Origin of the sequence: Psychromonas hadalis ATCC BAA-638 (assembly GCF_000420245.1) — a bacterium.
Taxonomy (GTDB): domain Bacteria; phylum Pseudomonadota; class Gammaproteobacteria; order Enterobacterales; family Psychromonadaceae; genus Psychromonas; species Psychromonas hadalis.
Map to the genome: position 1 here is coordinate 1 of NZ_ATUO01000019.1, position 20894 is coordinate 20894.

At 39.5% G+C, this 20894-nt stretch carries 24 protein-coding genes and 1 rRNA gene; 8 read left to right on the plus strand and 17 right to left on the minus strand.

Annotated features, from left to right (window positions below; genetic code table 11):
- Positions 1 to 6 precede the first annotated feature (6 nt).
- Positions 7 to 122 (plus strand): 5S ribosomal RNA (gene rrf, locus G322_RS0104015).
- A gap of 380 nt (positions 123 to 502) precedes the next feature.
- Here the strand turns inward: rrf and hslU are convergent.
- From hslU to lptM, 11 genes are all read right to left on the minus strand, one after another.
- The gene (gene hslU / locus G322_RS0104020) at positions 503 to 1843 is read right to left on the minus strand and encodes an ATP-dependent protease ATPase subunit HslU (RefSeq protein ID WP_022940525.1); all 1341 of its coding nucleotides are present in this window, start codon (positions 1841 to 1843) and stop codon (positions 503 to 505) included.
- A 12-nt stretch (positions 1844 to 1855) separates the two neighbouring features.
- Positions 1856 to 2413, minus strand: a complete 558-nt coding sequence (hslV, locus tag G322_RS19885) for an ATP-dependent protease subunit HslV (RefSeq protein ID WP_281166497.1) — start codon at positions 2411 to 2413, stop codon at positions 1856 to 1858.
- 112 nt (positions 2414 to 2525) lie between these two features.
- Positions 2526 to 3059, minus strand: coding sequence for an SPOR domain-containing protein (locus G322_RS0104030; protein WP_022940527.1), 534 nt, complete (start codon positions 3057 to 3059; stop codon positions 2526 to 2528).
- A 1-nt stretch (position 3060) separates the two neighbouring features.
- Complete coding sequence (gene argS / locus G322_RS0104035) at positions 3061 to 4809, minus strand: arginine--tRNA ligase (protein WP_022940528.1); 1749 nt, start codon at positions 4807 to 4809, stop codon at positions 3061 to 3063.
- A 248-nt stretch (positions 4810 to 5057) separates the two neighbouring features.
- Positions 5058 to 5513 (minus strand): hypothetical protein, encoded by a 456-nt coding sequence (locus G322_RS0104040; protein ID WP_022940529.1) that lies wholly within the window; start codon positions 5511 to 5513, stop codon positions 5058 to 5060.
- 471 nt (positions 5514 to 5984) lie between these two features.
- Positions 5985 to 8186: a DNA helicase II gene (gene uvrD, locus G322_RS19890; protein WP_022940530.1), complete on the minus strand. Its 2202-nt coding sequence runs from the start codon at positions 8184 to 8186 to the stop codon at positions 5985 to 5987.
- 79 nt (positions 8187 to 8265) lie between these two features.
- On the minus strand, positions 8266 to 8997 hold the full coding sequence (locus G322_RS0104050) for an HAD-IA family hydrolase (RefSeq protein ID WP_022940531.1): 732 nt from the start codon (positions 8995 to 8997) through the stop codon (positions 8266 to 8268).
- A complete protein-coding gene (gene xerC / locus G322_RS0104055; protein ID WP_022940532.1) occupies positions 8994 to 9896 on the minus strand; it encodes a tyrosine recombinase XerC in 903 nt (300 codons plus the stop codon). The genes G322_RS0104050 and xerC overlap by 4 nt, the downstream gene beginning before the upstream one ends.
- A 48-nt stretch (positions 9897 to 9944) precedes the next feature.
- A complete protein-coding gene (dapF, locus tag G322_RS0104060; protein WP_022940533.1) occupies positions 9945 to 10772 on the minus strand; it encodes a diaminopimelate epimerase in 828 nt (275 codons plus the stop codon).
- Between the two features lie 253 nt (positions 10773 to 11025).
- Positions 11026 to 12288, minus strand: a complete 1263-nt coding sequence (lysA, locus tag G322_RS0104065) for a diaminopimelate decarboxylase (protein WP_022940534.1) — start codon at positions 12286 to 12288, stop codon at positions 11026 to 11028.
- Positions 12289 to 12336: 48 nt separating this feature from the next.
- Positions 12337 to 12510, minus strand: coding sequence for an LPS translocon maturation chaperone LptM (lptM, locus tag G322_RS23670; protein ID WP_022940535.1), 174 nt, complete (start codon positions 12508 to 12510; stop codon positions 12337 to 12339).
- A gap of 72 nt (positions 12511 to 12582) precedes the next feature.
- On the opposite strand from lptM, the gene cyaY reads away from it, so the two are divergent.
- Positions 12583 to 12897, plus strand: a complete 315-nt coding sequence (gene cyaY, locus G322_RS0104075; protein WP_022940536.1) for an iron donor protein CyaY — start codon at positions 12583 to 12585, stop codon at positions 12895 to 12897.
- 17 nt (positions 12898 to 12914) lie between these two features.
- Here the strand turns inward: cyaY and G322_RS0104080 are convergent, their stop codons facing one another.
- Positions 12915 to 13094 (minus strand): hypothetical protein, encoded by a 180-nt coding sequence (locus tag G322_RS0104080; protein ID WP_022940537.1) that lies wholly within the window; start codon positions 13092 to 13094, stop codon positions 12915 to 12917.
- Between the two features lie 275 nt (positions 13095 to 13369).
- On the opposite strand from G322_RS0104080, the gene G322_RS0104085 reads away from it, so the two are divergent.
- From G322_RS0104085 to G322_RS0104095, 3 genes are read left to right on the plus strand one after another with little or no spacing between them, the layout of a single operon-like run.
- Positions 13370 to 13603, plus strand: coding sequence for a hypothetical protein (locus G322_RS0104085; protein WP_022940538.1), 234 nt, complete (start codon positions 13370 to 13372; stop codon positions 13601 to 13603).
- Between the two features lie 11 nt (positions 13604 to 13614).
- On the plus strand, positions 13615 to 14100 hold the full coding sequence (gene coaD / locus G322_RS0104090; RefSeq protein WP_022940539.1) for a pantetheine-phosphate adenylyltransferase: 486 nt from the start codon (positions 13615 to 13617) through the stop codon (positions 14098 to 14100).
- Positions 14101 to 14158: 58 nt separating this feature from the next.
- A complete protein-coding gene (locus G322_RS0104095; protein WP_022940540.1) occupies positions 14159 to 15139 on the plus strand; it encodes a pentapeptide repeat-containing protein in 981 nt (326 codons plus the stop codon).
- Between the two features lie 63 nt (positions 15140 to 15202).
- On the opposite strand, the gene mutM is transcribed toward G322_RS0104095, so the two are convergent.
- Positions 15203 to 16015, minus strand: coding sequence for a bifunctional DNA-formamidopyrimidine glycosylase/DNA-(apurinic or apyrimidinic site) lyase (mutM, locus tag G322_RS0104100; protein WP_022940541.1), 813 nt, complete (start codon positions 16013 to 16015; stop codon positions 15203 to 15205).
- Positions 16016 to 16078: 63 nt separating this feature from the next.
- On the opposite strand from mutM, the gene G322_RS0104105 reads away from it, so the two are divergent.
- On the plus strand, positions 16079 to 16585 hold the full coding sequence (locus G322_RS0104105) for a hypothetical protein (protein ID WP_022940542.1): 507 nt from the start codon (positions 16079 to 16081) through the stop codon (positions 16583 to 16585).
- Between the two features lie 218 nt (positions 16586 to 16803).
- Here G322_RS0104105 and G322_RS0104110 read toward each other — a convergent pair whose 3' ends face one another.
- The 4 genes from G322_RS0104110 to radC form a co-directional block, all read right to left on the minus strand.
- The gene (locus tag G322_RS0104110) at positions 16804 to 17256 is read right to left on the minus strand and encodes a hypothetical protein (protein ID WP_022940543.1); all 453 of its coding nucleotides are present in this window, start codon (positions 17254 to 17256) and stop codon (positions 16804 to 16806) included.
- A gap of 64 nt (positions 17257 to 17320) precedes the next feature.
- On the minus strand, positions 17321 to 17476 hold the full coding sequence (gene rpmG / locus G322_RS0104115) for a 50S ribosomal protein L33 (RefSeq protein WP_022940544.1): 156 nt from the start codon (positions 17474 to 17476) through the stop codon (positions 17321 to 17323).
- 11 nt (positions 17477 to 17487) lie between these two features.
- Complete coding sequence (gene rpmB, locus G322_RS0104120; protein ID WP_022940545.1) at positions 17488 to 17724, minus strand: 50S ribosomal protein L28; 237 nt, start codon at positions 17722 to 17724, stop codon at positions 17488 to 17490.
- A 134-nt stretch (positions 17725 to 17858) separates the two neighbouring features.
- The gene (gene radC, locus G322_RS0104125; protein WP_022940546.1) at positions 17859 to 18536 is read right to left on the minus strand and encodes a RadC family protein; all 678 of its coding nucleotides are present in this window, start codon (positions 18534 to 18536) and stop codon (positions 17859 to 17861) included.
- A 494-nt stretch (positions 18537 to 19030) separates the two neighbouring features.
- Between radC and coaBC the strand changes: the two genes are divergently transcribed.
- On the plus strand, positions 19031 to 20239 hold the full coding sequence (coaBC, locus tag G322_RS0104130; protein ID WP_022940547.1) for a bifunctional phosphopantothenoylcysteine decarboxylase/phosphopantothenate--cysteine ligase CoaBC: 1209 nt from the start codon (positions 19031 to 19033) through the stop codon (positions 20237 to 20239).
- A 29-nt stretch (positions 20240 to 20268) separates the two neighbouring features.
- Positions 20269 to 20886 carry a nucleoid occlusion factor SlmA gene (gene slmA / locus G322_RS0104135; RefSeq protein WP_022940548.1) on the plus strand — a complete coding sequence of 206 codons (618 nt, stop codon included), beginning with the start codon at positions 20269 to 20271 and terminating at the stop codon, positions 20884 to 20886.
- The last annotated feature ends 8 nt before the right edge of the window (positions 20887 to 20894 follow it).

Genomic DNA, 20894 nt, shown 5'->3' on the forward strand with positions numbered 1-20894 from the left:
TTTTTGCTTGGCGAACATAGCGCTGTGGTACCACCTGATCCCTTTCCGAACTCAGCAGTGAAACGCAGTTGCGCCGATGGTAGTGTGGGGTCTCCCCATGTGAGAGTAGGTCATCGCCAAGCGCCTAATAAACGGAAAATCCCTGTTGACTATGTCAGCAGGGATTTTTTCGTTTAGGCGTTAAGCGATGACTGTTCGAGCATGGAAAGATTAAAGTGGATATTTGGACAGAAAGAAATGATTGATAATCATTTCTGAGATATATCATAGTAATGAGTGGGCAATGCGTATAGTGATAGTCGGGTGAGTTTTCCGATAGGCAAGGTTTACGAGCAATGTTCATCCATCGCTAGATTCCCCTCTTTAATTAAAATAATGAAAAAAATCTATTGACTACGTCAGCAGATTCCTAAGATGAGAAGTCTGATATTCATATATTGGAAGCAAAAAAAACCACTAACAACAAATGTTATTAGTGGATTAAATAATATTTTATAGTGATCTATAGAATATAACGACTTAAATCTTCATTTTCTACTAAATCATCTAATGCATTTGCGACATAACTTTCATCAATGGTAATACTCTCACCACTGCGGTCTGAAGCTTCATAAGAAAGTTCATCCATAATGCGTTCCATTAAAGTATGCAAACGACGTGCACCAATGTTTTCAGTGGTTTCATTAACATGCCAAGCAGATTTAGCTATTTTGTTAATACCATCTTGAGTGAAATTAATGGTGACACCTTCGGTGGCTAAAAGTGCTTGGTATTGCTCACTGAGCGATGCTTTAGGCTCGGTAAGAATACGGGCTAAGTCTTCCTCTTTAAGTGCTTCTAGCTCGACACGGATTGGCAAACGCCCTTGTAGTTCTGGGATCAGATCAGAAGGTTTTGCGACTTGGAATGCACCCGATGCGATAAATAACATATGATCTGTTTTCACCATGCCATGTTTAGTGCTCACTGTTGAACCTTCAATTAGAGGTAATAAGTCACGCTGTACCCCTTCACGTGAAACGTCAGGGCCACTGCTATCACCGCGTTTACATATTTTATCGATCTCATCAATAAAGATAATACCGTTGTTTTCTGCTGCAAAAATAGCACGCTCTTTAAGATCTTCTTGGTTAATAAGACTGGCGGCTTCTGTTTCAACAATCGCTTTTAACGCATCTTTTATTTTCATTTTGCGTTTTTTAACTTCACCTTTACCAGATAGATTTTGGAACATACCCTGTAATTGATTGGTCATCTCTTCCATACCCGGAGGAGCCATAATTTCAACACCAATTTGTGGTGCAGGAACATCTACTTCAATCTCTTTGTCGTCAAGCTTACCTTCGCGCAGTTTCTTACGGAATGATTGGCGAGCAGCACCTTCAGTGACGGTATCGCCACTGGTATCCCATTCACCAGATGTTTTAGCGGGGGGAATTAGAATATCTAAAATTTTATCTTCGGCGATATCTTCCGCTTTTTTGGTTACCTTTTTCATCTCTTGCTCACGAGTGATCTTAATTGCTACATCAACCAGATCACGTACAATGCTTTCTACTTCTTTACCGACGTAACCTACTTCAGTAAATTTTGTTGCTTCTACTTTAATAAAAGGAGCATTGGCAAGTTTAGCAAGACGACGAGCAATCTCTGTTTTACCAACACCAGTAGGGCCGATCATCAAAATATTTTTGGGTGTCACTTCTTGACGAATCTCTTCATCAAGCTGCATACGACGCCAGCGATTACGTAAAGCAATCGCGACTGCGCGTTTTGCTTTGCTTTGTCCAATAATGTGATGATCTAATTCAGCGGTTATCTGCTTGGGAGTCATGTCTGACATAATATTATTTTCCTATTTATCGCTACTATTTTCATTACTATCGAAATTAATCACTTCGATAGTCTGGTTAGTATTGGTGAATACACAGATATTACCTGCAATGGTTAATGCTTTTTCAACAATAGTTTTCGCATCTAAATCAGTATTTTCAAGCAATGCGATTGCTGCCGATTGGGCAAAGTTGCCACCAGAACCAATGGCGATAATATCGTTTTCTGGGCGAACCACATCACCGTTACCAGTAATAATGTATGAATGTTTGGCATCTGCAACGGCTAATAATGCTTCAAGCTTGCGTAATATTTTATCGGTGCGCCAATCTTTCGCGAGTTCTACCGCTGCGCGCTCTAAGTTACCTTGATGAGCTTGTAATTTAGCTTCAAAACGTTCCAGTAACGTGAATGCATCTGCCGTACCGCCAGCGAAGCCCGCAATAACTTGATTATTATATAAACGATGCACCTTACGTGCATTACCTTTCATGACGGTGTTGCCGAGAGAAACTTGACCGTCACCACCTACAACCACTTGGTTGCCACGGCGAACTGAAACAATAGTTGTCATTTTAATTACCTGTTTATTGATATCTATTTAATAGATATAGGGGGAAAGGGAGGATATTTCAAGGGAGTAAAAAATAGAAAAGGGTAAATTTTCATTTACCCTTTTATTTGCAGTTGTATTAACGCCAATACCAAATTTGGCAGCCATTAATTTTTGCGCGTTGTAGTTTATGACGTTCTTTTTCTGCAACACGTTTTCTATCGTATGGACCAAGAATGACACGATACCATGAGCCTGTTTTTTTAACCGTGCTGTTTAAGCCTTGAAAAGCGATACGTGCTTTTAATGTTTCAGCATCCTTCTGTTTTCTGAATGACCCGCACTGCATCTGATAAGGGCGTGTATTCTTTTTCTCTTCAGGAATATCGACCTCAACCTTTTTGCTTGGTAGTGATTTTTCATACTGCCATTTTGGCTGAGGCTTTTCAGGTAAGGCTTCCTCTTTTTTAATCGTCTGTTTTTTTACTTTTTGAACCGCCTCTGGTTTATCAACAGCAAATATAAAATAGCCGATAAATGCAACCAGTGATAGCGCAATAGTAAACGCTAAAAAAGGAAAACCTTGCTTGGTCTTTTTTTGAGGGCGTTTGGGTGCTGAGCGCCTCTCTTTTCTAATACCAACATTTTTTTTACGTCTACTGGAAGGCGCCATATTACATGCGCTCTAAGGTATTAATACCTAACAATGATAATCCCTGTTTTAACGTTTTAGCGGTTAACGCGGCTAATTTTAAACGGCTCTGTTTTTGTGCTTCAGTTTCTGCAGTTAAAATTGGGCAGGCTTCGTAGAAACTTGAGAATAAACCCGCTAATTCGAACAGGTAGGCACATAGGAAGTGTGGCATGCCCTGTTTACCCACTTGGCTAATAATCTCATTAAATTGCATTAATTTGTTAGCGAGATCTTTCTCTTTTTCCTCAGTAAAGGAAACATCAGCTGTGATGCTATCCATCTCAATTTTTGCTTTGTTGAAGATACTGGCAACACGCGTGTAAGCATATAAGAGATAAGGTGCGGTATTACCTTCAAAACTGAGCATGCTATCAAAGCTAAAGGTGTAATCGCTGGTACGATTTTTAGAAAGGTCTGCATATTTAACAGAAGCGATCCCAACAACAGAGGCGATATGACGAAGTTCATCTTCCGCCATCTCTTGATTTTTCTCTTTAACTAACTCGTATGCACGTTCTTCAGCTTCGGTGAGTAGATCAGCAAGTTTGGGTGTTGAACCTGCACGTGTTTTAAAGGGTTTACCATCATCCCCCATCACGGTGCCAAAAGGCATATGTTCAAGTGTGGTTTCTGGTTTCACAAACTCAGCTAAACGAGCAACTTCAAATACTTGCTGGAAATGTAGACCTTGGCGTGCATCGACGAAGTAAAGTGCTCTGTCTGCATTTAATACTGATTGACGGTAACGAATGGCCGCTAAATCAGACGTTGCATAAAGGAAACCACCATCTTTTTTCTTGATGATAACAGGAAGAGGCTCACCCTCTTTATTTTTAAAATTATCTAAAAATACACATTTAGCGCCTTGGCTCTCTTGCAGTAATCCCTTTTTATCAAGGTCACTGACAACGACGGATAAGTCTTTATTGTAAGCACTTTCACCGCGAATATCTTCTAGGCTTAAGCTAACACCTAAACGCTGATAGGTTTCTTGGCAGTGTGAAATACTGATCTCTTTAAACTCTTTCCACAGTGTTAGGCACTCTTCATTACCACTTTGTAGTTCAACAACCAGGAAACGCGCACGGTTTGCAAACTCTTCTGATTCATCAAAACGTGCTTTTGCTGCGCGATAAAATACTTCTAAGTCTGCTAGATTTTTTGAAATTTCGATGTTTTGTGCACGTAACTCTTCCATGTAAGCGAGTAACATACCAAATTGTGTTCCCCAATCACCTACGTGGTTTTGACGAATTACATTTTGACCTTGAAATTCTAAGGTACGTGTTACAGCATCACCAATGACGGTTGAACGCAAGTGACCAACATGCATCTCTTTAGCAAGATTTGGTGATGAGTAGTCGATAACAATGTTCTGTGGTTCGCTGACTAATTCAACATTTAAACGTCTATCGGCATAAGCGCTATCGATCTGTTTTTCAAGGAAGTTTGGATTAATGAAAAAATTAATAAAACCGGGCCCTGCAATCTCAGTTTTAATAATAAGTTCTGATGCAGGCAAGTTTTTAACGATCAACTCCGCTAAGGCCCGAGGATTCTGCCTTGCGGGTTTTGCTAACATCAAAGCAAGGTTGTTAGCAAAATCACCATGAGATTTGTCTTTAGTACGATCAATGACAATACGTGGCTGAATATCTTTTGGGAGAACTTGTTGTTTTTGAAGGGCAATAATTGCTTGTTCAAGTTGTTGCTGGATAAACGCTTTCATAGATAATTCACCAATTGATACAGACTAAAAAGAGAGGGGGAATTCTACAATTTATCGACTGGGAAAACTAGGGGAGCGTGCAGGTCTCGCTTATTTATTAACGTAACCTATGCTGTAATAATTATATAAAATCAATACAGGCTAAAAATAGAAGAGGAATTCTACCGTTTATCGATTGGGAAAACTAAGGGGCAGTGTAGATCGAATCTATTATATTAATGGATTCGACCTACGTGGAATATGAGAGGTTACATAAACTCAAACTCGTGACTGGCAATCACCACTTGATGTAGTGTTTCCTCCTCTTGGTTACTGAGGTTTTCGAGTGCCAGTTCCGCTTCAATGGTCGGGGAATTGTAAGCTGCCGTTTGCATCAGCTCAATTAACTGCATATCAAGTTTCATGGCGAGCGCAACGACATCATCAATGGCTAAATCAGGTTGCAGTTTCATCTGTTGGCATTTCATAGGAAAGCTCTGATCAAAAATATTGTCTAACCATGTTTCTAGTAAGCTCGCGGGGGCTTGTTGGGCATATTCATGTAGATGATAATAGGATAACTGTTCTTTGTTACGCATAAAATCGAGCAGTAATTTTACCTTTTCATCGCTCGCTTCCAAGCTTAAACGCAGATAGAGATCGGCGAGTGCAATATGACACTCTTCAATATAAGCTAAAAACTCTTTTATTGGCTTGAAACGCATACTCGACTCCTTGGGAAATATGATTTATACCCCTTAAAGCGTAGTTACTTTATATTTGTTTACGTATAAAAAACCAACATAAATAGAGTAAACGTTGAATTGTCACTTGCTTTTTTCGTAAGTCGAATTAAGACTCTAATAATATCAATTAGTTACTGGTTATATATACCCGTTACCATTCAAGATACAAAGTTCAGCAAGTGGAGAGGTGAACTGATTCTAGGCGGTAAGTTGAAGCTCTAACTGGTTCAAGCGAAACTTACTAACAACGAATATGTTTGCCTCACCGCTTGCCCTGTGGGTCGCTAGCTCGCCTCTTGTGTAAGCATGGCAATTCAGCGTTGCAACACTTGATAAGGACTAGCCATTAAAGAATGAAAGTATTTTATTTCATTTTACCGATAGAGGATTAATGTCTTTTTATTAATCTCTCGTAAGACCTTCATGTTGCGCCTTGCCTTGGTATCCGAGCTAGTGACTGAATAAAGTATCCTGATTGGTAACGGGTATGACCTCTAAACGTGCATAAGCGGTCATCAACCATTTACTGCCAACGTCTGAGAAATGTACCTGTAAACGGCTATTTTCACCACTTCCTTCTTGCGCAATAATGGTTCCTTCACCAAATTTAACATGTTTAACTTGCTGGCCTAATTGGAAACCTAATACATCTTGGCTTTCGCTTTTAAAAGTGCTTGGTAATGGCGCAGGTTGCATTCGTTTTACTTGTGTTTTTTTACGCACAAAATGAATATCTTTTTCAGGTAGTTCGGCAATAAAGCGAGAGGGCGAATGAAATTTCTCTTGCCCGTATAAACGACGACTTTCAGCATGGCAGATGGTGAGCTTTTTCATGGCACGGGTCATGCCAACATAACAAAGGCGACGTTCCTCAGCTAAACGTGTTTCATCTTCGGTGGAGCGTTGTCCCGGAAACATGCCTTCTTCAACCCCGACCATAAAGACCTGTGAGAACTCTAACCCTTTTGCTGAATGCATGGTCATCAGTTGCACCGCATCTTCAAATTCATCGGCTTGGTTATCACCGGACTCTAACGCAGCATAAGCAAGAAAAGCGGTGAGTTCATCCATCTCCTGTTCTTCTTCAGGCACTTTAAATTGCTGAGCCGCTGAAACCAGTTCTTGTAAATTTTCAATGCGTGTACGGGATTTTTCACCTTTCTCTGCTTGAAACATTGCTTTTAAACCAGAATGGCTAATGATGTGATCCACCATTTGAAACAGTGGTAATTCTGATGTTTCACTTTTAAAACGACTTACTAGCTCTATAAAGCCATTTAGAGAACTTCGTGCACCTGCGCTGAGTTGTTTATTTTCAAGTAAATAAACGGCAGCTTGCCACATCGTATAACCCTGCTCACGGGCACAAAATCTAATTTTATCGAGGGTGGTATTGCCAATTTTACGTTTTGGTTTATTAACAATACGTTCAAACGCGGCATCATCTTGGTGGTTATTCATTAAACGCAGATAAGCCATGCTATCTTTTATTTCCAAACGGTCAAAGAAGCGCTGTCCACCATAAATATGAAACGGTATTTGATTGTTCATAAACTCTGTTTCAAAGAGGCGAGATTGAGCATTGCTACGATATAAAATGGCACAATCACAAAGTTTGTTACCTTCACGCTCCCATGCTTTAATTTGTGAGGTGACATAACGTGTTTCATCATAATCATTGAATGCGCTGTAAATTGCGATAGGCTCGCCATCTTCACCGCTGGTCCATAATACTTTACCTAAGCGATTACTATTGTTTTGAATCAATTGGTTAGAAGCGTTAAGGATATGCCCTGTGGAGCGATAGTTTTGTTCTAAACGCACGGTGACGGGGTTATTTTTCTCTTTTAAGAAACGTTGGATATTTTCAACATCAGCACCACGCCAACCATAGATAGATTGGTCATCATCACCGACAATGGTTAAAAAATTATTACTGTCTGTGAGCAAGTTTAACCACGCGTATTGTAATTTATTGGTATCTTGAAATTCGTCCACTAAAACGTGTTTAAAGCGATCTTGGTAATGTTTTAATAGTGCCTCGTTATTGAGCAATAACTCATGTGCGCGCAATAACAATTCTGCAAAATCCACTAATCCTGCTAATTGGCATGCTTCTTCATAGGCTTGATAAACTTGTAAGCGTTGTTTCTCTTGTAAGCTATAACCGGCATCAATATGTTTAGCACGTAATCCTTCATCTTTTTTATCGTTGATATACCACTGTAGCTCTTTGGCGGGGTAAAATTTATCATCAAGGTTAAGCGTTTTGATAATACGTTTAACCATTTTTAGCTGATCATCACTGTCGATGATCTGAAACTGCTCGGGCAGGTTGGCTTGTTGATAATGCAACCGCAATAAACGATGGGCGATACCATGAAAAGTACCAATCCACATGCCACCAATCTGAAAAGGGCAGATATCCGCGATACGGCCACGCATCTCTTTGGCTGCTTTATTGGTAAAGGTTACCGCTAAAATACCATAGGTTGGAATGTTTTTTTCCTGCATTAACCATGCGATACGATGGGTTAAAACACGGGTTTTACCACTTCCTGCACCTGCGAGTACCAGCATATTTTGTTCTGGTGCAGAAACGGCAGCCCGTTGAAAATCGTTTAAACCATCAGTTAAGTAGGAAACATCCATAGAGAGATACCTGTTTATTTATTCAGTGAATTAATAATACGTGAAGATGTACTTATCAACAAGTTGATCGTTTTATTTATCACTTTTTGGCGGCGTTAAAAGGCTCTATTAAAAAATAGAGCTGTTTAAGCTGGCTAATTTCAACGGTGGGTAATAGTGTTGCGCCCGTTAATGATTGTTGATGTTCATTTAACCAAACAGCTTGCGCACCACTGTTCTGTGCACCGTACACATCGCTGATCAGGTGATCGCCAATGTGTAAAATATCACTCACTTCAATCTTTAAACGTCTTGCTGCTTCGATAAAAAGATCGGCTGCGGGTTTGGCTTTGAAACCTTCACCTGCTTTAAGAATAAACTCAAATTTATCATGCAGACCGATCTGTCTTTCATCGACATTACCATTGGTGATCGCAATAATAGGATACTGCTTACGAAGCGTTTCTAATAAAAGTAAACTTTCTTCAGGTACTTTAAAATCACTGCGTAAGCGTAAAAATTCTTGAAAGGCCACTTGCGCATATTCAATCGCTTTATATTCACTAATGCCATAAATAACCATAATACGTTTTAGTATTTCAAGTCGCCATAAAGAGACATCTTCTTTTAATTTAGGAAATTCATGCGCAAGGTGGTTTTTATATAAAGCCCACTGGCGAACATCTAATTCACTCAGTTCTGGGTAGGTCTGATTGAGGTGAATTAAAAAATTGGCTTCTGCTTTTTTGATGATCGGGTGGTTGTCATATAAGGTATCATCAAGATCAAAGCTAATCACTTTAAACGATTTTAAGGGGCGATAAAATTTCATGTTTTTTTCCGTTTAGCGCGTGGGTGTGCTTTGTCATACACCTCGGCAAGATGCTGAAAATCAAGATGTGTGTACACTTGTGTGGTGGATAAATCGGCATGACCTAATAACGTTTGTACTGCGCGTAAATTGCCACTGGACTCTAACATATGGGTGGCAAAAGAGTGGCGTAGCTTATGTGGGTTAAGGTGGCTAGGTAGGTTCTGCTGTAATCCCCATTTTTCCATACGTGCTTGTACACTGCGTGCGGAGATACGTCTTTTCAGTTTTGAGGTAAACAGAGCTGTTTCTCCCGCTTCACAAAAGTCAGGACGTACTTTTAACCATGCTTTAATGGTTTCAACGGCCTTTTTTGTGATCGGTAATAAGCGTTGTTTACTGCCTTTTCCGAGTACCATTACCTCTTTTTCGCGTAGTTTTAAATCCACTAAGTTAATGCCCACTAACTCACTGAGTCTTAATCCAGAAGAGTACATGAGTTCCATCATCGCTTGATCACGTAAACTTAAGGGATTATCGTCATTTATATTAAGTAGTTGAAATACTTCATCCACAGAGATGTTTTTAGGCAGTGGTTTATCAAGCTTAGGCGCTGCAACCCCCTTCGCTGGATTAAAAGTGAGTATTTCACACTCCACAAGATGTGTTAAAAAAGAGCGTAAAGCGGAAAGCTTGGTGGCGATGGAGCGGGCTTTTATTCCTTTGCTATTCAGCTTTTTAACCATCAAACGTACATGCTCACTGTCTAAATCTGTCCAGTTTGTTATCTGTTTTTCAGTCAAGAATAAAACAAACTCTGCGAGGTTACGTTGATAGTTTTTAATGGTGACAGGGCTTAAACCGCGTTGGCTTGCGATATGGTTAAGGTATTGGTCGATTGGTTTTTGTAGTGATTTCATCGCTTAGTATTACATGAAGACAGATCGGGTTAACCCGATCTGTTGTTATTAAATTTGAATCTGTCCATCATAAACAAACTCAGCAGCACCGGTCATACGTACACTTTGACCTGATTGCCAAAAGAACTTGAGCTGTCCACCGGGTAACTCAATGGTGCAATGGGTATCTAGCTTTCCTTGTAGTTGACCTATTACAGCGGCCGCACAAGCGCCTGTTCCACAGGCTAATGTTTCACCTACGCCACGTTCCCAAACACGTAATTTAGCAAAATCACGGCGGACAATTTCTAAGAAACCCACATTTACTTTATTAGGAAAGCGTTCATGATTTTCTAGCAGAGGTCCTAGTGTTTCCACAGGAGCCGTTTCAATGTCATCCACTAATACGATACAATGTGGATTACCCAGAGAAACCACGCCACATAATACCGTATGATCTTCGACACGAAGAATGTAGGTTTTTTCCTCTTTTTGTGCTTCAAAAGGAATTTTTGCAGGCTCTAAAATAGGCTTGCCCATATCCACGGTGATGTTGCCATCTTGCTCTATTTTAAGTTGGATTCTCCCTTTTGCAGTGCTGACGTTAATCACACGTTTTTGGGTTAACCCTTTTAACTTCACAAAACGAGCAAAACAACGCGCACCATTGCCACACTGTTCGACTTCACACCCATCTGCATTAAAAATACGATAATGGAAATCAAGCTCAGGATCGTAAGGTGCTTCAACCATTAACAGTTGGTCGAAGCCGATACCAAAGTTACGATCCGCTAAACGGCGGATCGCGTCTTTAGAGAGAAAAACATTCTGTGTCACATTATCAATGACCATAAAGTCATTGCCTAAGCCGTGCATTTTTGAAAATTGAATGTGCATCTATATTATATTTCCATCTGTTTTTTAAGATAAAATGTAACATTACTTATTTTTGTAAATATTTCATAACCGCTTTGGGCTAAGCCATTTATGTTTAGTTCGAGAAAGAAAAGCACAGTTTAATCGTTTAAATACTTCGTACATCCTGTACTACGCCCTACGGGCCATCTTACAGATGTTCAAATTATTTCCAGACTAATTTGTGAGCATTTTCCGACGCTGAAATAAGCTTAAATGGCAACGGCCTAAGTTGTTATGGTAAAACATGCTCACCAGCCCACAATGTGCGGTGCTCTTCACGTTCTCGAACGATAAATGCTTTTTCACCATCAACCATCACTTCAGCGGGGCGACAACGAGAGTTATAGTTAGAGCCCATCGTTGCACCATAAGCACCCGCACTGCGTATTGCCAAGTAATCACCTTCGGCAAGGGTTAATTGACGATCTTTCCCTAAGAAATCACCTGTTTCGCAGATAGGCCCAACAATATCGTAGTTACGTAGAGGGCGGGTTTCTGACTCAATAAGGCTTTTATTAAGTGGAATGATATTCTGCCATGCGCTATATAAAGCGGGGCGAATCAAATCATTCATGGCGGCATCAACAATGGCAAAACTTTTATGGTCGTTGATTTTCAAGAATTCAACTTTAGTGACTAAAATACCTGCATTTGCCATGATCGCACGACCCGGTTCAAATAGCAGTTTTAGTTTACGGTCGCCCATTTTTGCGATAATCGCATCCATATACTCTTTAGGCTCTGGTGGTGTTTCATTTTTATAAGGCACACCTAAACCACCACCGAGATCAAGATGGCTAATGGTAATACCTTTCTCTTCAAGTTGATCGATTAACAGTAACAATTTATCCAATGCTTCAATAAAGGGAGCAACTTCAGTTATTTGAGATCCAATATGACAATCGACCCCTTTCACTTCAAGAAACTCAAGGTCGTTGGCTAAATGGTAAACGGTTAATGCCTGTTCGATATCAATACCAAACTTATTCTCTTTTAATCCAGTCGAAATATAAGGGTGTGTACCTGCATCAATATTAGGATTAATACGAATCGACACTGAGGCTTTTAAATTTAACCCTTGTGCTACGCCATTAATGCGGTAAAGCTCTGAAATAGATTCTACATTGAAGCAATAGATGCCAGCTTGTAGTGCAGTTGAAATTTCAACTTCCGTTTTCCCAACGCCTGAAAAAACTACTTTTTTAGGATCGCCCCCTGCTTGAATAACACGTAATAGCTCACCAACAGAAACGATATCAAAACCTGAACCTAAACGTGCCATCAGGTTTAAAACGCCTAAGTTAGAGTTGGCTTTTACGGCATAACAGATAAGATGAGGGTGATCGCCCGCCGCTTGATCAAAGCCTTTCCAATGGCGCTCAATGGTGGCACGAGAATAGATATAAGCAGGTGTTCCTGACTTTGCTATAACGTCTTCGACAGGCAGTCCTTCAACAAAAAGACGACCATCATTCTGATAATTAAAGTGATCCAATTTTAAATCCTTTTTATTTGCTTGTTGGTAAAAGAGAGTGCGCGTTAATTAGGACGCTTTTTCTGTTTTTTGTTCAATACTTGCTTCTTTTTCTGGTGCTGTTTTTTGTTTTTCTATTGGTTGTGGTTCTTGAGGCACACGATAAAGAGGCCCTTTCATGCCACAGCCAATTAATAAGCTTGAAAAAAGCACGGGTACTACTAATAAATTGAGCTTTTTCATCGCTTATCCTAGTTAAATTATTTGAGCGCTCTATAATCGCACTTCATTGTTCAAAAGCAAAGGGGATCGATCGTGAATGACAGTCAATTTCAACAATTAGCGGATGAGTTGTATCAAACCATTGAAGATTGTATTGAGGAATCAGGTGCAGATGTGGATTATGATCAAAATGGTGGTTTGTTAACCCTAGAATTTGAAAACCGTAGTAAGCTTATTATTAATCGTCAGCAACCCTTACATCAAGTTTGGCTGGCAACACAGGAAAATGGCCATCATTATGATTACATTGATGGTAAGTGGATTGATGATCGTAGTGGAAATGAATTTTTAGCGTTTTTATCAGCCGCTATTTTTAAGCAGTCAGAAGAGCAAGTAGCGTTTAATTAACGCTACCTTACAGTGACTTAAAGGTAACGTTTAGCAATAATATAATAAAGGCTAAATAGCGTCACATAAAAAGCAATAATCCAGTTGTGATAGTTGCTATAACCTTGAATGATAAGATCAAATAGAGTGAATAATGCTAAAGTTAAAAATGTACTTTGTATCGCTTCGCTAACGATAATTTTATTATAAGTCATCATTTACTTTCTCCTATTACATCGAATTGATGCACTAAAGGTAGATCAGTTTTGCAAGAAAAAAAGGCTTTTATAGGGATAAAAGAGGTTAATTTTTAGTGCTTAAAACAATTGCTTGTTTTCAAAAGTCTTTTTATTTTGAATTAAAAAGGGAACGTTATTTTTGCGATAATTGTTCAAGTTTTACAATTAATAACTGGTAATATTATCATCACTTAATAAACAAACACTTATCAAAAATAAAGCTAATTGTTCAGGTGAGTGCAAAAGGAAGTAACATGTTTAAACTATTTTTTGTTTACCCGCTGATTTTACTTATCGTTGCTTGGTTAGCAAGTGACGTTGAAATTGGTGCGTCAGTCTACTCATTTGAAGATAATCACATCTCTATTGAGTTTCCTAAAGCGGTACTTCGCTCAGAAGAAAACCCCGAACCTTGGTATAGCTTCTATTGGAATGCAGAGTCTGCACGTGGTGGGCTACAAACGATTAATGATGCAGTGGTTAATTAGAGGTAACGTAAGTGAAAACTGTTATTTTTCCTGGTTCATTTGATCCTGTCACCAATGGCCATCTTGATCTACTAAAACGTGCTTCATACCTCGCAGAGCGAGTCGTAGTGGCCGTTGCAAAAAATGACACTAAGAAAACACTGTTTACTTTGCAAGAACGTTGCCAATTATTGAAACAGTCTACTGAGCAGATAGAGGGGATTGAGATCATCTCTTTTTCTGGTTTGTTAGTGACGTTTGCTGCCGAGCAACAAGCGCAAGCGTTACTACGTGGCATTCGAGGTGCAAGTGATGCAGATTATGAAATACAGCTTTCACAGGTAAATAAAGCACTGAATCCACAACTAGAAACTATATTGTTAGCGGCTAATGGGGCAACCGGGTTTATCTCTTCGACTGTTGTTAAAGAGGTATTTAAACACGGTGGCGATATCAGCCAGTTAGCGCCTCTCTGTGTTAAAAATGCGTTAATCACAAAACAGAATAAAAATAACTAAGCCTACAAGCAGAACTATTTTCTCTTTCTATAATTAACAAATAGAGAGAGGAGCCGTTATGCCAAAAAATGAACATTGTAGTTATATCAATCACCTTGGTGAACGTTGTCATACACATTCGCATTCTTCGCAGTATTGTTATTGGCATGATCCTGAAATCACTAAATCCAGCCCCGAAACAGCAAAAAATCTTGAAAAGCATGCGCGCGATGGTGGCATGTTGCATGGTATCTTTTTAAAAAATGCAAACTTAGAAAATTTAAACTTGGTAAGAAGAGATTCAAAGCTAGGGTTTGACCTTACAGGCGCTGATCTTTATCGCGCTAATTTACGTGGCGCTCATCTTTTTAACGTTATTTTTATTCGCGCCAGTTTAATGAAAGCAGATCTTTCTAATGCCAATATACATTGTGCGCATTTAGAAGAGTGCAACTTGCTAGGTGTTAAATTAACCGATACCAAAATAGAGCACATTAAAATTGGTAACAAGTTGATCCAAGAAAGTAGCGCGAAAGTGTTGGAGGAGCAAGGGAATAGCGCACAGGCAAAAGATTTTTATGAACAAGCAGAAGAGATCTACCGTAACTTACGAAAAACCAGTGAGCATCAAGGTTTGTTTACGTTATCTGGGCCTTATCTACGTAAAGAGTTAACCATGCGTCGCTTTCAAGAGAAACGTTGTTCGGTTAATCGACTCTCTTCAAAAGTGGTGGATCTATTTTGTGGTTATGGAGAAGACCCATTGCGGGTAATTCTGTTTTCATGGGCATTAATTGTTTTCAGTTCTTTTTTCTATTACATTTTTGGCTTGCGGTTTGCGGGAGAGTTTCAAGTTTTTTCTTTCGATCAAACTTTAGAACGCAATGTAATCTTCTTTTTTGAATGCCTCTATTATAGCGTGGTGACATTTACCACACTAGGTTATGGGGATTTTATACCTGTTGGTTTGTCGCGGGTGGTTGCCGCTTTAGAGGCGTTTACAGGTAGCTTTACCATCGCACTGTTTGTGGTGGTCTTTGTGAAGAAAATGACGCGTTGATAAAAAGTCGGGTCAGATCAAACTTAAATCACCTACTGTTAAGTTTGATCTGACCCGACTTAATTATGTTTGGCACTTCGGACAATAGACACTATTGCGAGAAGCTAATTTAAGCGATTTTAAGGCTGTTTGGCATTTTGGGCAGTTGTGCCCTGTTTTTCCATAGATGTGCAGTGTCTGTTGGAAATAGCCAGGTTTACCATCACTCCCCACAAAGTCTTTGAGTGTTGTACCCCCCTGTTTTATCGCTTCGGCTAAAATCTCTTTGATGGCATCGGTTAATCGTTGATAACGCGTTAGTGAAATATTACCCGCTGCGCGAGTGGGGTTAATACCTGCGATAAATAGCGCCTCTGTTGCGTAGATGTTACCTACTCCAGTGACCACCTTTTGATCCATGATAAATTGTTTAACTGACAGTTTTCGTTTGCCTGCTAATTCAAATAAATGCTCTCCCGTGAACGCTTCACTTAATGGCTCTGGGCCTAAATGGCTGAGTAGTTTTGAATCTTGTGGAGAGAGGCCTAACCATAAAATAGAACCAAAGCGCCGTGGGTCGGTATAGCGTAATAAGCATTGCTGAAAAATAAGATCGGCATGATCATGTTTTTCAGGTGCACTGCCTAGTGGACAAATTCGTAAACTGCCGGACATGCCTAGATGGATCAGCAGTGTACCCGACTCAAAATTAAGCAGTAAATATTTTGCACGACGATCGACAGAGAGTAATTCTTTATGTTGTAGGTGATCCAGTAAATCACTTGGAATCTTCCAGCGTAGTTGTGGTTGTCGAATAATAACATCGGTGATCGTTGAGCCAACAATATGTGGAATAATGCCACGGCGACTGGTTTCTACTTCGGGCAGTTCTGGCATGTTTTTTCTCCATTAGTCTAATATGATGAGTATATCAGTGTACTTTTTTTAAAGGGAAAAGCGATGCTAAGAATTCCCACTTGGTTAGTTGTTTTGGTTGGTCTGCTGTTTAATATATCCGCGGCCTTAATTACTCACTTTATAATTGAGGGAAAAACCAATCAACTGAATAGTTTATCGATGCAAATGAAAAACAATGATAAAGAGATAAGTTTGTTGTGGGTGCAGGTAGAGGGAATTGAACGTAAGCGAGAAACGCTCTATCTGTTAAAAAATCAAGGTGAACTAGATGAAGTGATTGCATTGCAGTTTAGTCGTTTGTTGGCGTTGCATTTGCAAGAGAATATCCCACTTGCAGATATTCAGTTGGTTGATAAAAAAATAGATAGCTACCAAGCTAATATCCGTAATGAGATAGATAACAAATTCTTTTTAAACTTAGAATTGGTTGAGTTAGAGATGCTTCTGCAAAGTGAGGTTGCTCGTTTGCGTAGCTGGTCACTTTTTTTACAGATGATTGGGCTGTCGCTTATTTTAGCGCGAGATTTAAGCCGACAACGTGCAGTTTAGTATTATACCAATTCGCCTAAGTAACAGATCGTTTTTACTGCTTTAAATGACTAATACCTGCGTGGCATTCAATCGCAATAGCCAGCTGCTCTATTTGACTTCGTCAAACAGTACGCAGTACAAAACAAATGACCGTTTTGCTTATTACTCAATCATGCGCCTTGACCTTAGTAATTTGTCCTACGTAAAACCTGGTCATTATATTAAACGGAATGGTATTAGCGACCTAAAAAGAGGGGGAGTTGAGCGCTACTTAAAAATAGCGCCATTTTTTCATCAGTTTGTAATAGGTAGTCTTCACCCTGTTGAATTAACTTAACGATAATCGGTTGCGCCTCGTTAGCGGTATAAACTTGCATGATAAAGGGGTCTTTAGGTTCAAGGATCGCGCCTTGAGTTTGTAAAGGCAGGGTTTGCCAGTTTTGTACCAATAGCGAGAGTTGATGTGCTGATAAACCAATACCGGGTTCACTTATCCAATGACGGCCAGATCGTTTAATAGAAAAATCAGGGGTTTTAATTTCCACAATCATCACTTCACTACTAATGAGTGTGCGCTGGTGGACTTTGGGTTGGAGCAGTAGTTTATGACTAAAGTTAAACAGGAAAACAACGATTAATACACTAAAGATAAGGACGTTATTCCAACCTCTTGCTGATAAACGTATCATATTCATTTCCTTTAGACATAAAAAAACCCAGTATAAACTGGGTTTTTATCAGATAAAATCAAAATTACTTGATTTTGCCTTCTTTGTACATAACGTGCTTACGTACAACAGGATCAAATTTCTTGATCTCAAATTTTCCAGGCATCGTCTTTTTATTTTTATCAGTAGTATAAAAATGACCAGTACCAGCACTTGAATTTAAACGGATTTTTTCGCGCATTTTACAACTCCTTAAACTTTAATGCCATTAGCACGGATATCAGCAAGAACTGTATCAATACCTTTTTTGTCGATGATACGCATACCTTTAGTCGTTAGGCGTAATTTAACAAAACGGTTCTCACTCTCAACCCAAAAACGGTGTGTTTGTAGGTTAGGTAAGAAACGACGTCGTGTGCGGTTCTTTGCGTGTGATACATTGTTACCAGTAGTCGGACGCTTACCTGTAACTTGACATACTCTAGACATGTCGATTTCTCCAAAATAATAGTTTTACTCGAGCAAAATAGTCGAACACCTTTTTTAGCCGTCGCCAAAGGCGTCGAGGGCGCATTTTATACATGATTGAGTATGAAAGATCAACAATTCTATGAATTTAACCCTTAAATCCAGCCTTTTTCGGCAAAAGAGGTACATTTATGGTGTCCAATGATGAAATGATCTAAAACGCGTACATCAATTAATTGCATCGTTTTGACGATTTTTTCAGTGATTTTTTTGTCACAAATACTGGCGGTAGGATCGCCACTTGGATGGTTATGGACCAATATAATAGCGGCTGCATTTTCATGTAATACTTTCTGGGCAATAACTCTTGGATGGATGGTTGCACTGTCAATTGAGCCAAAAAAGAATTCATGAAAACAGATGATTTGATGTTGTGTGTCTAATAGCAAGGCAGCAAAAACTTCGTAAGGGTAGGCGTGCATTTTAGCGATTAAAAAATCTTTAGTCTGCTGTGCGCTGGTGAGAGCAAATCCTTTTTGCAGAGGTTCTTGCAGATAACGACGTGACATCTCTAAAACAGCCTGTAATTGTACATATTTAGCCTGTCCGAGCCCTTTTTTAGTACAAAATTCACTTTCAGAAGCTGCAAATAATCGGTGTAACGAGCCAAATTCACTCAGTAGTAAACGCGACAGTGTTACCACATCCATGCCTTGGCAGCCCGTGCGTAAAAATATAGCTAATAGCTCTGCATCTGAAAGGGCGTTACTGCCTTTTGATAGTAACTTTTCTCGTGGTCGCTCTTGTTCTGGCCAATCTTTTAAAGTTGTCATGAATACCCGTTATCATTCAAAATGCAAAATTCAGCAAGCCGTGAGGTGAACAGATTCTAGGCAGAAAGTTGAAGGTCTAACTGGTTCAATCAACGCTTTCTAACGAATTGTTAAATGCTTGTATTTAATCAAAGTCGATAGAGGATTAACGTCTTTTTGTTAATCTCTCGAAAGACAGCGAAAATGTTTGCCTCACGATTTGCTAGCTCGCCTCTTGTGCAACCATGGCAATACAGCGTTGCAACATTTACTAAGGACTCGCCATTAAAGAATGAAAGTCTTTTATTTCATTCTACCGATAGAGGATTAATGTTTTTTTATTAATCTCTCGTAAGACCATCATGTTGCGCCTTGCTTTGGTGTCCGAGTTAGCGACTGAATAAAGCATTTTGATTGGTAACGAGTATAGGTAAATCTAGTCGATAAAATCACATATTGCTAAAAATGTTTATGTTATCCTAGCGACCTCTTTAAGTCCTTTACGGGAAAATAATATGTCTTTGCGTGGAAAAAATATTTTATTAGGCATCTCGGGTGGTATTGCAGCTTACAAATGTGCTGAATTAACACGTCGCTTAAAAGATCAGGGGGCTGATGTTCGTATTGTGATGACTAAAGCTGCCAAAGCGTTTATTACTCCACTGACTATGCAAGCGGTGTCGGGTCATGCGGTTGCTGATGATCTTCTTGACCCAAGTGCCGAAGCAGGCATGGGGCATATTGAACTGGCTAAGTGGGCGGATCTTATACTGTTAGCGCCTGCGACAGCGAACTTAATGGCACGCTTAAGAGCGGGTTTTGCAGATGAGTTGTTAACAACCCTTTGTTTAGCTTCACCAGCACCGATTGCTATTGCGCCAGCCATGAATATGGAGATGTATATCGCACCTGCAACACAAGAAAACATCACGGTGTTAGCCTCGCGTGGTTTCTCTATTTGGGGGCCTGGAGAAGGCGTGCAAGCGTGTGGTGATATTGGTCCTGGGCGTTTGTTAGAGCCAGCAGATTTAGTTGAACGAGTTGTTAATTTCTTCACTGTAGATAAGCAGATTTTAGCAGGGGTTAATATCACCATTACCGCAGGGCCAACGCAAGAAGCGTTAGATCCTGTGCGCTATATTAGTAATCATAGCTCTGGGAAAATGGGTTTTTCGTTAGCGGAGATAGCTCAGAAAATGGGGGCTCACGTTACTCTGATCAGTGGGCCTGTTAAACTAACTACACCAAAAAATGTAGAGAGAGTCGATATTTTAAGTGCGCTTGATATGCACCAAGCAAGCCTCGCTCAATTGGACTGCTGTGATATTTTTATTGCCTGCGCAGCGGTTGCTGATTACCGTCCTGAACAAGTGGCAACCCATAAAATAAAAAAACAGCAGGGCATTGATGATCTCACTATTAAGCTTATAAAAAACCCCGATATTATTGCAGACGTGGCGAGTGTTGAAAATGCGCCTTTTTGTGTGGGTTTTGCTGCTGAAACACAAAATATTGAACGCTATGCACTAGATAAGCTAAAACGCAAAAAATGTCAGCTAATTGCTGCAAATGATGTTGCAAAATCGGGGCAAGGTTTTAATAGTGAAAAAAATGCGTTAACGGTATTTTCTGAAACAGAAAGGTTTGATATAACTCTTGCTACTAAAAAAGTAGTTGCGAAACAGTTATTAGAGATTATTGCTCAGCAATATTCACAGAAATAAAAAGAATGATGCAAAGGAAGTAAATAGCAATGGCGACAACATCAGTAAAAAAAACAACAACAAAAAAGAAAATTAATCGTAAAGATGATATTTTACGTGCGTTAGCAGCAATGTTGGAAGGCAGACCCGGACAGCGCATTACCACCGCTAAATTAGCAGCGCAAGTAGGGGTTTCTGAGGCAGCGTTGTATCGTCACTTTCCCAGTAAAGCACGCATGTTTGAAGGGTTAATTGAATTTGTTGAAAATACTATTTTCACGCAAATTAACTTGATTAAAGAGCAAGAAAAACAGACGTTTACCAGAATAGAGCATTTGTTACATTTTCTACTTGGTTTTGCTGAGCAAAATCCGGGTATCACGCGAATATTAACGGGAGATGCCCTACTTGGTGAAAATGAGCGCTTGCAGGTACGTGTTGAACATATTTTTTCTAAGCTTGAATTGCAAATAAAACAGATTTTACGTGAAAAACCAATGTTAGATGGTGATAAATTAGCAATCGATGAAGCCATTATTGCTAACTTATTACTTGCTTACGTAGAGGGACGTATGAACCAATTTGTACGCTCACAATTTAAACAAAAACCGACTCAAAACTTTAAGGTTCAGTGGGCATTTTTGTATAACCAACTAAAACAAAGCTAAAAAAGGAA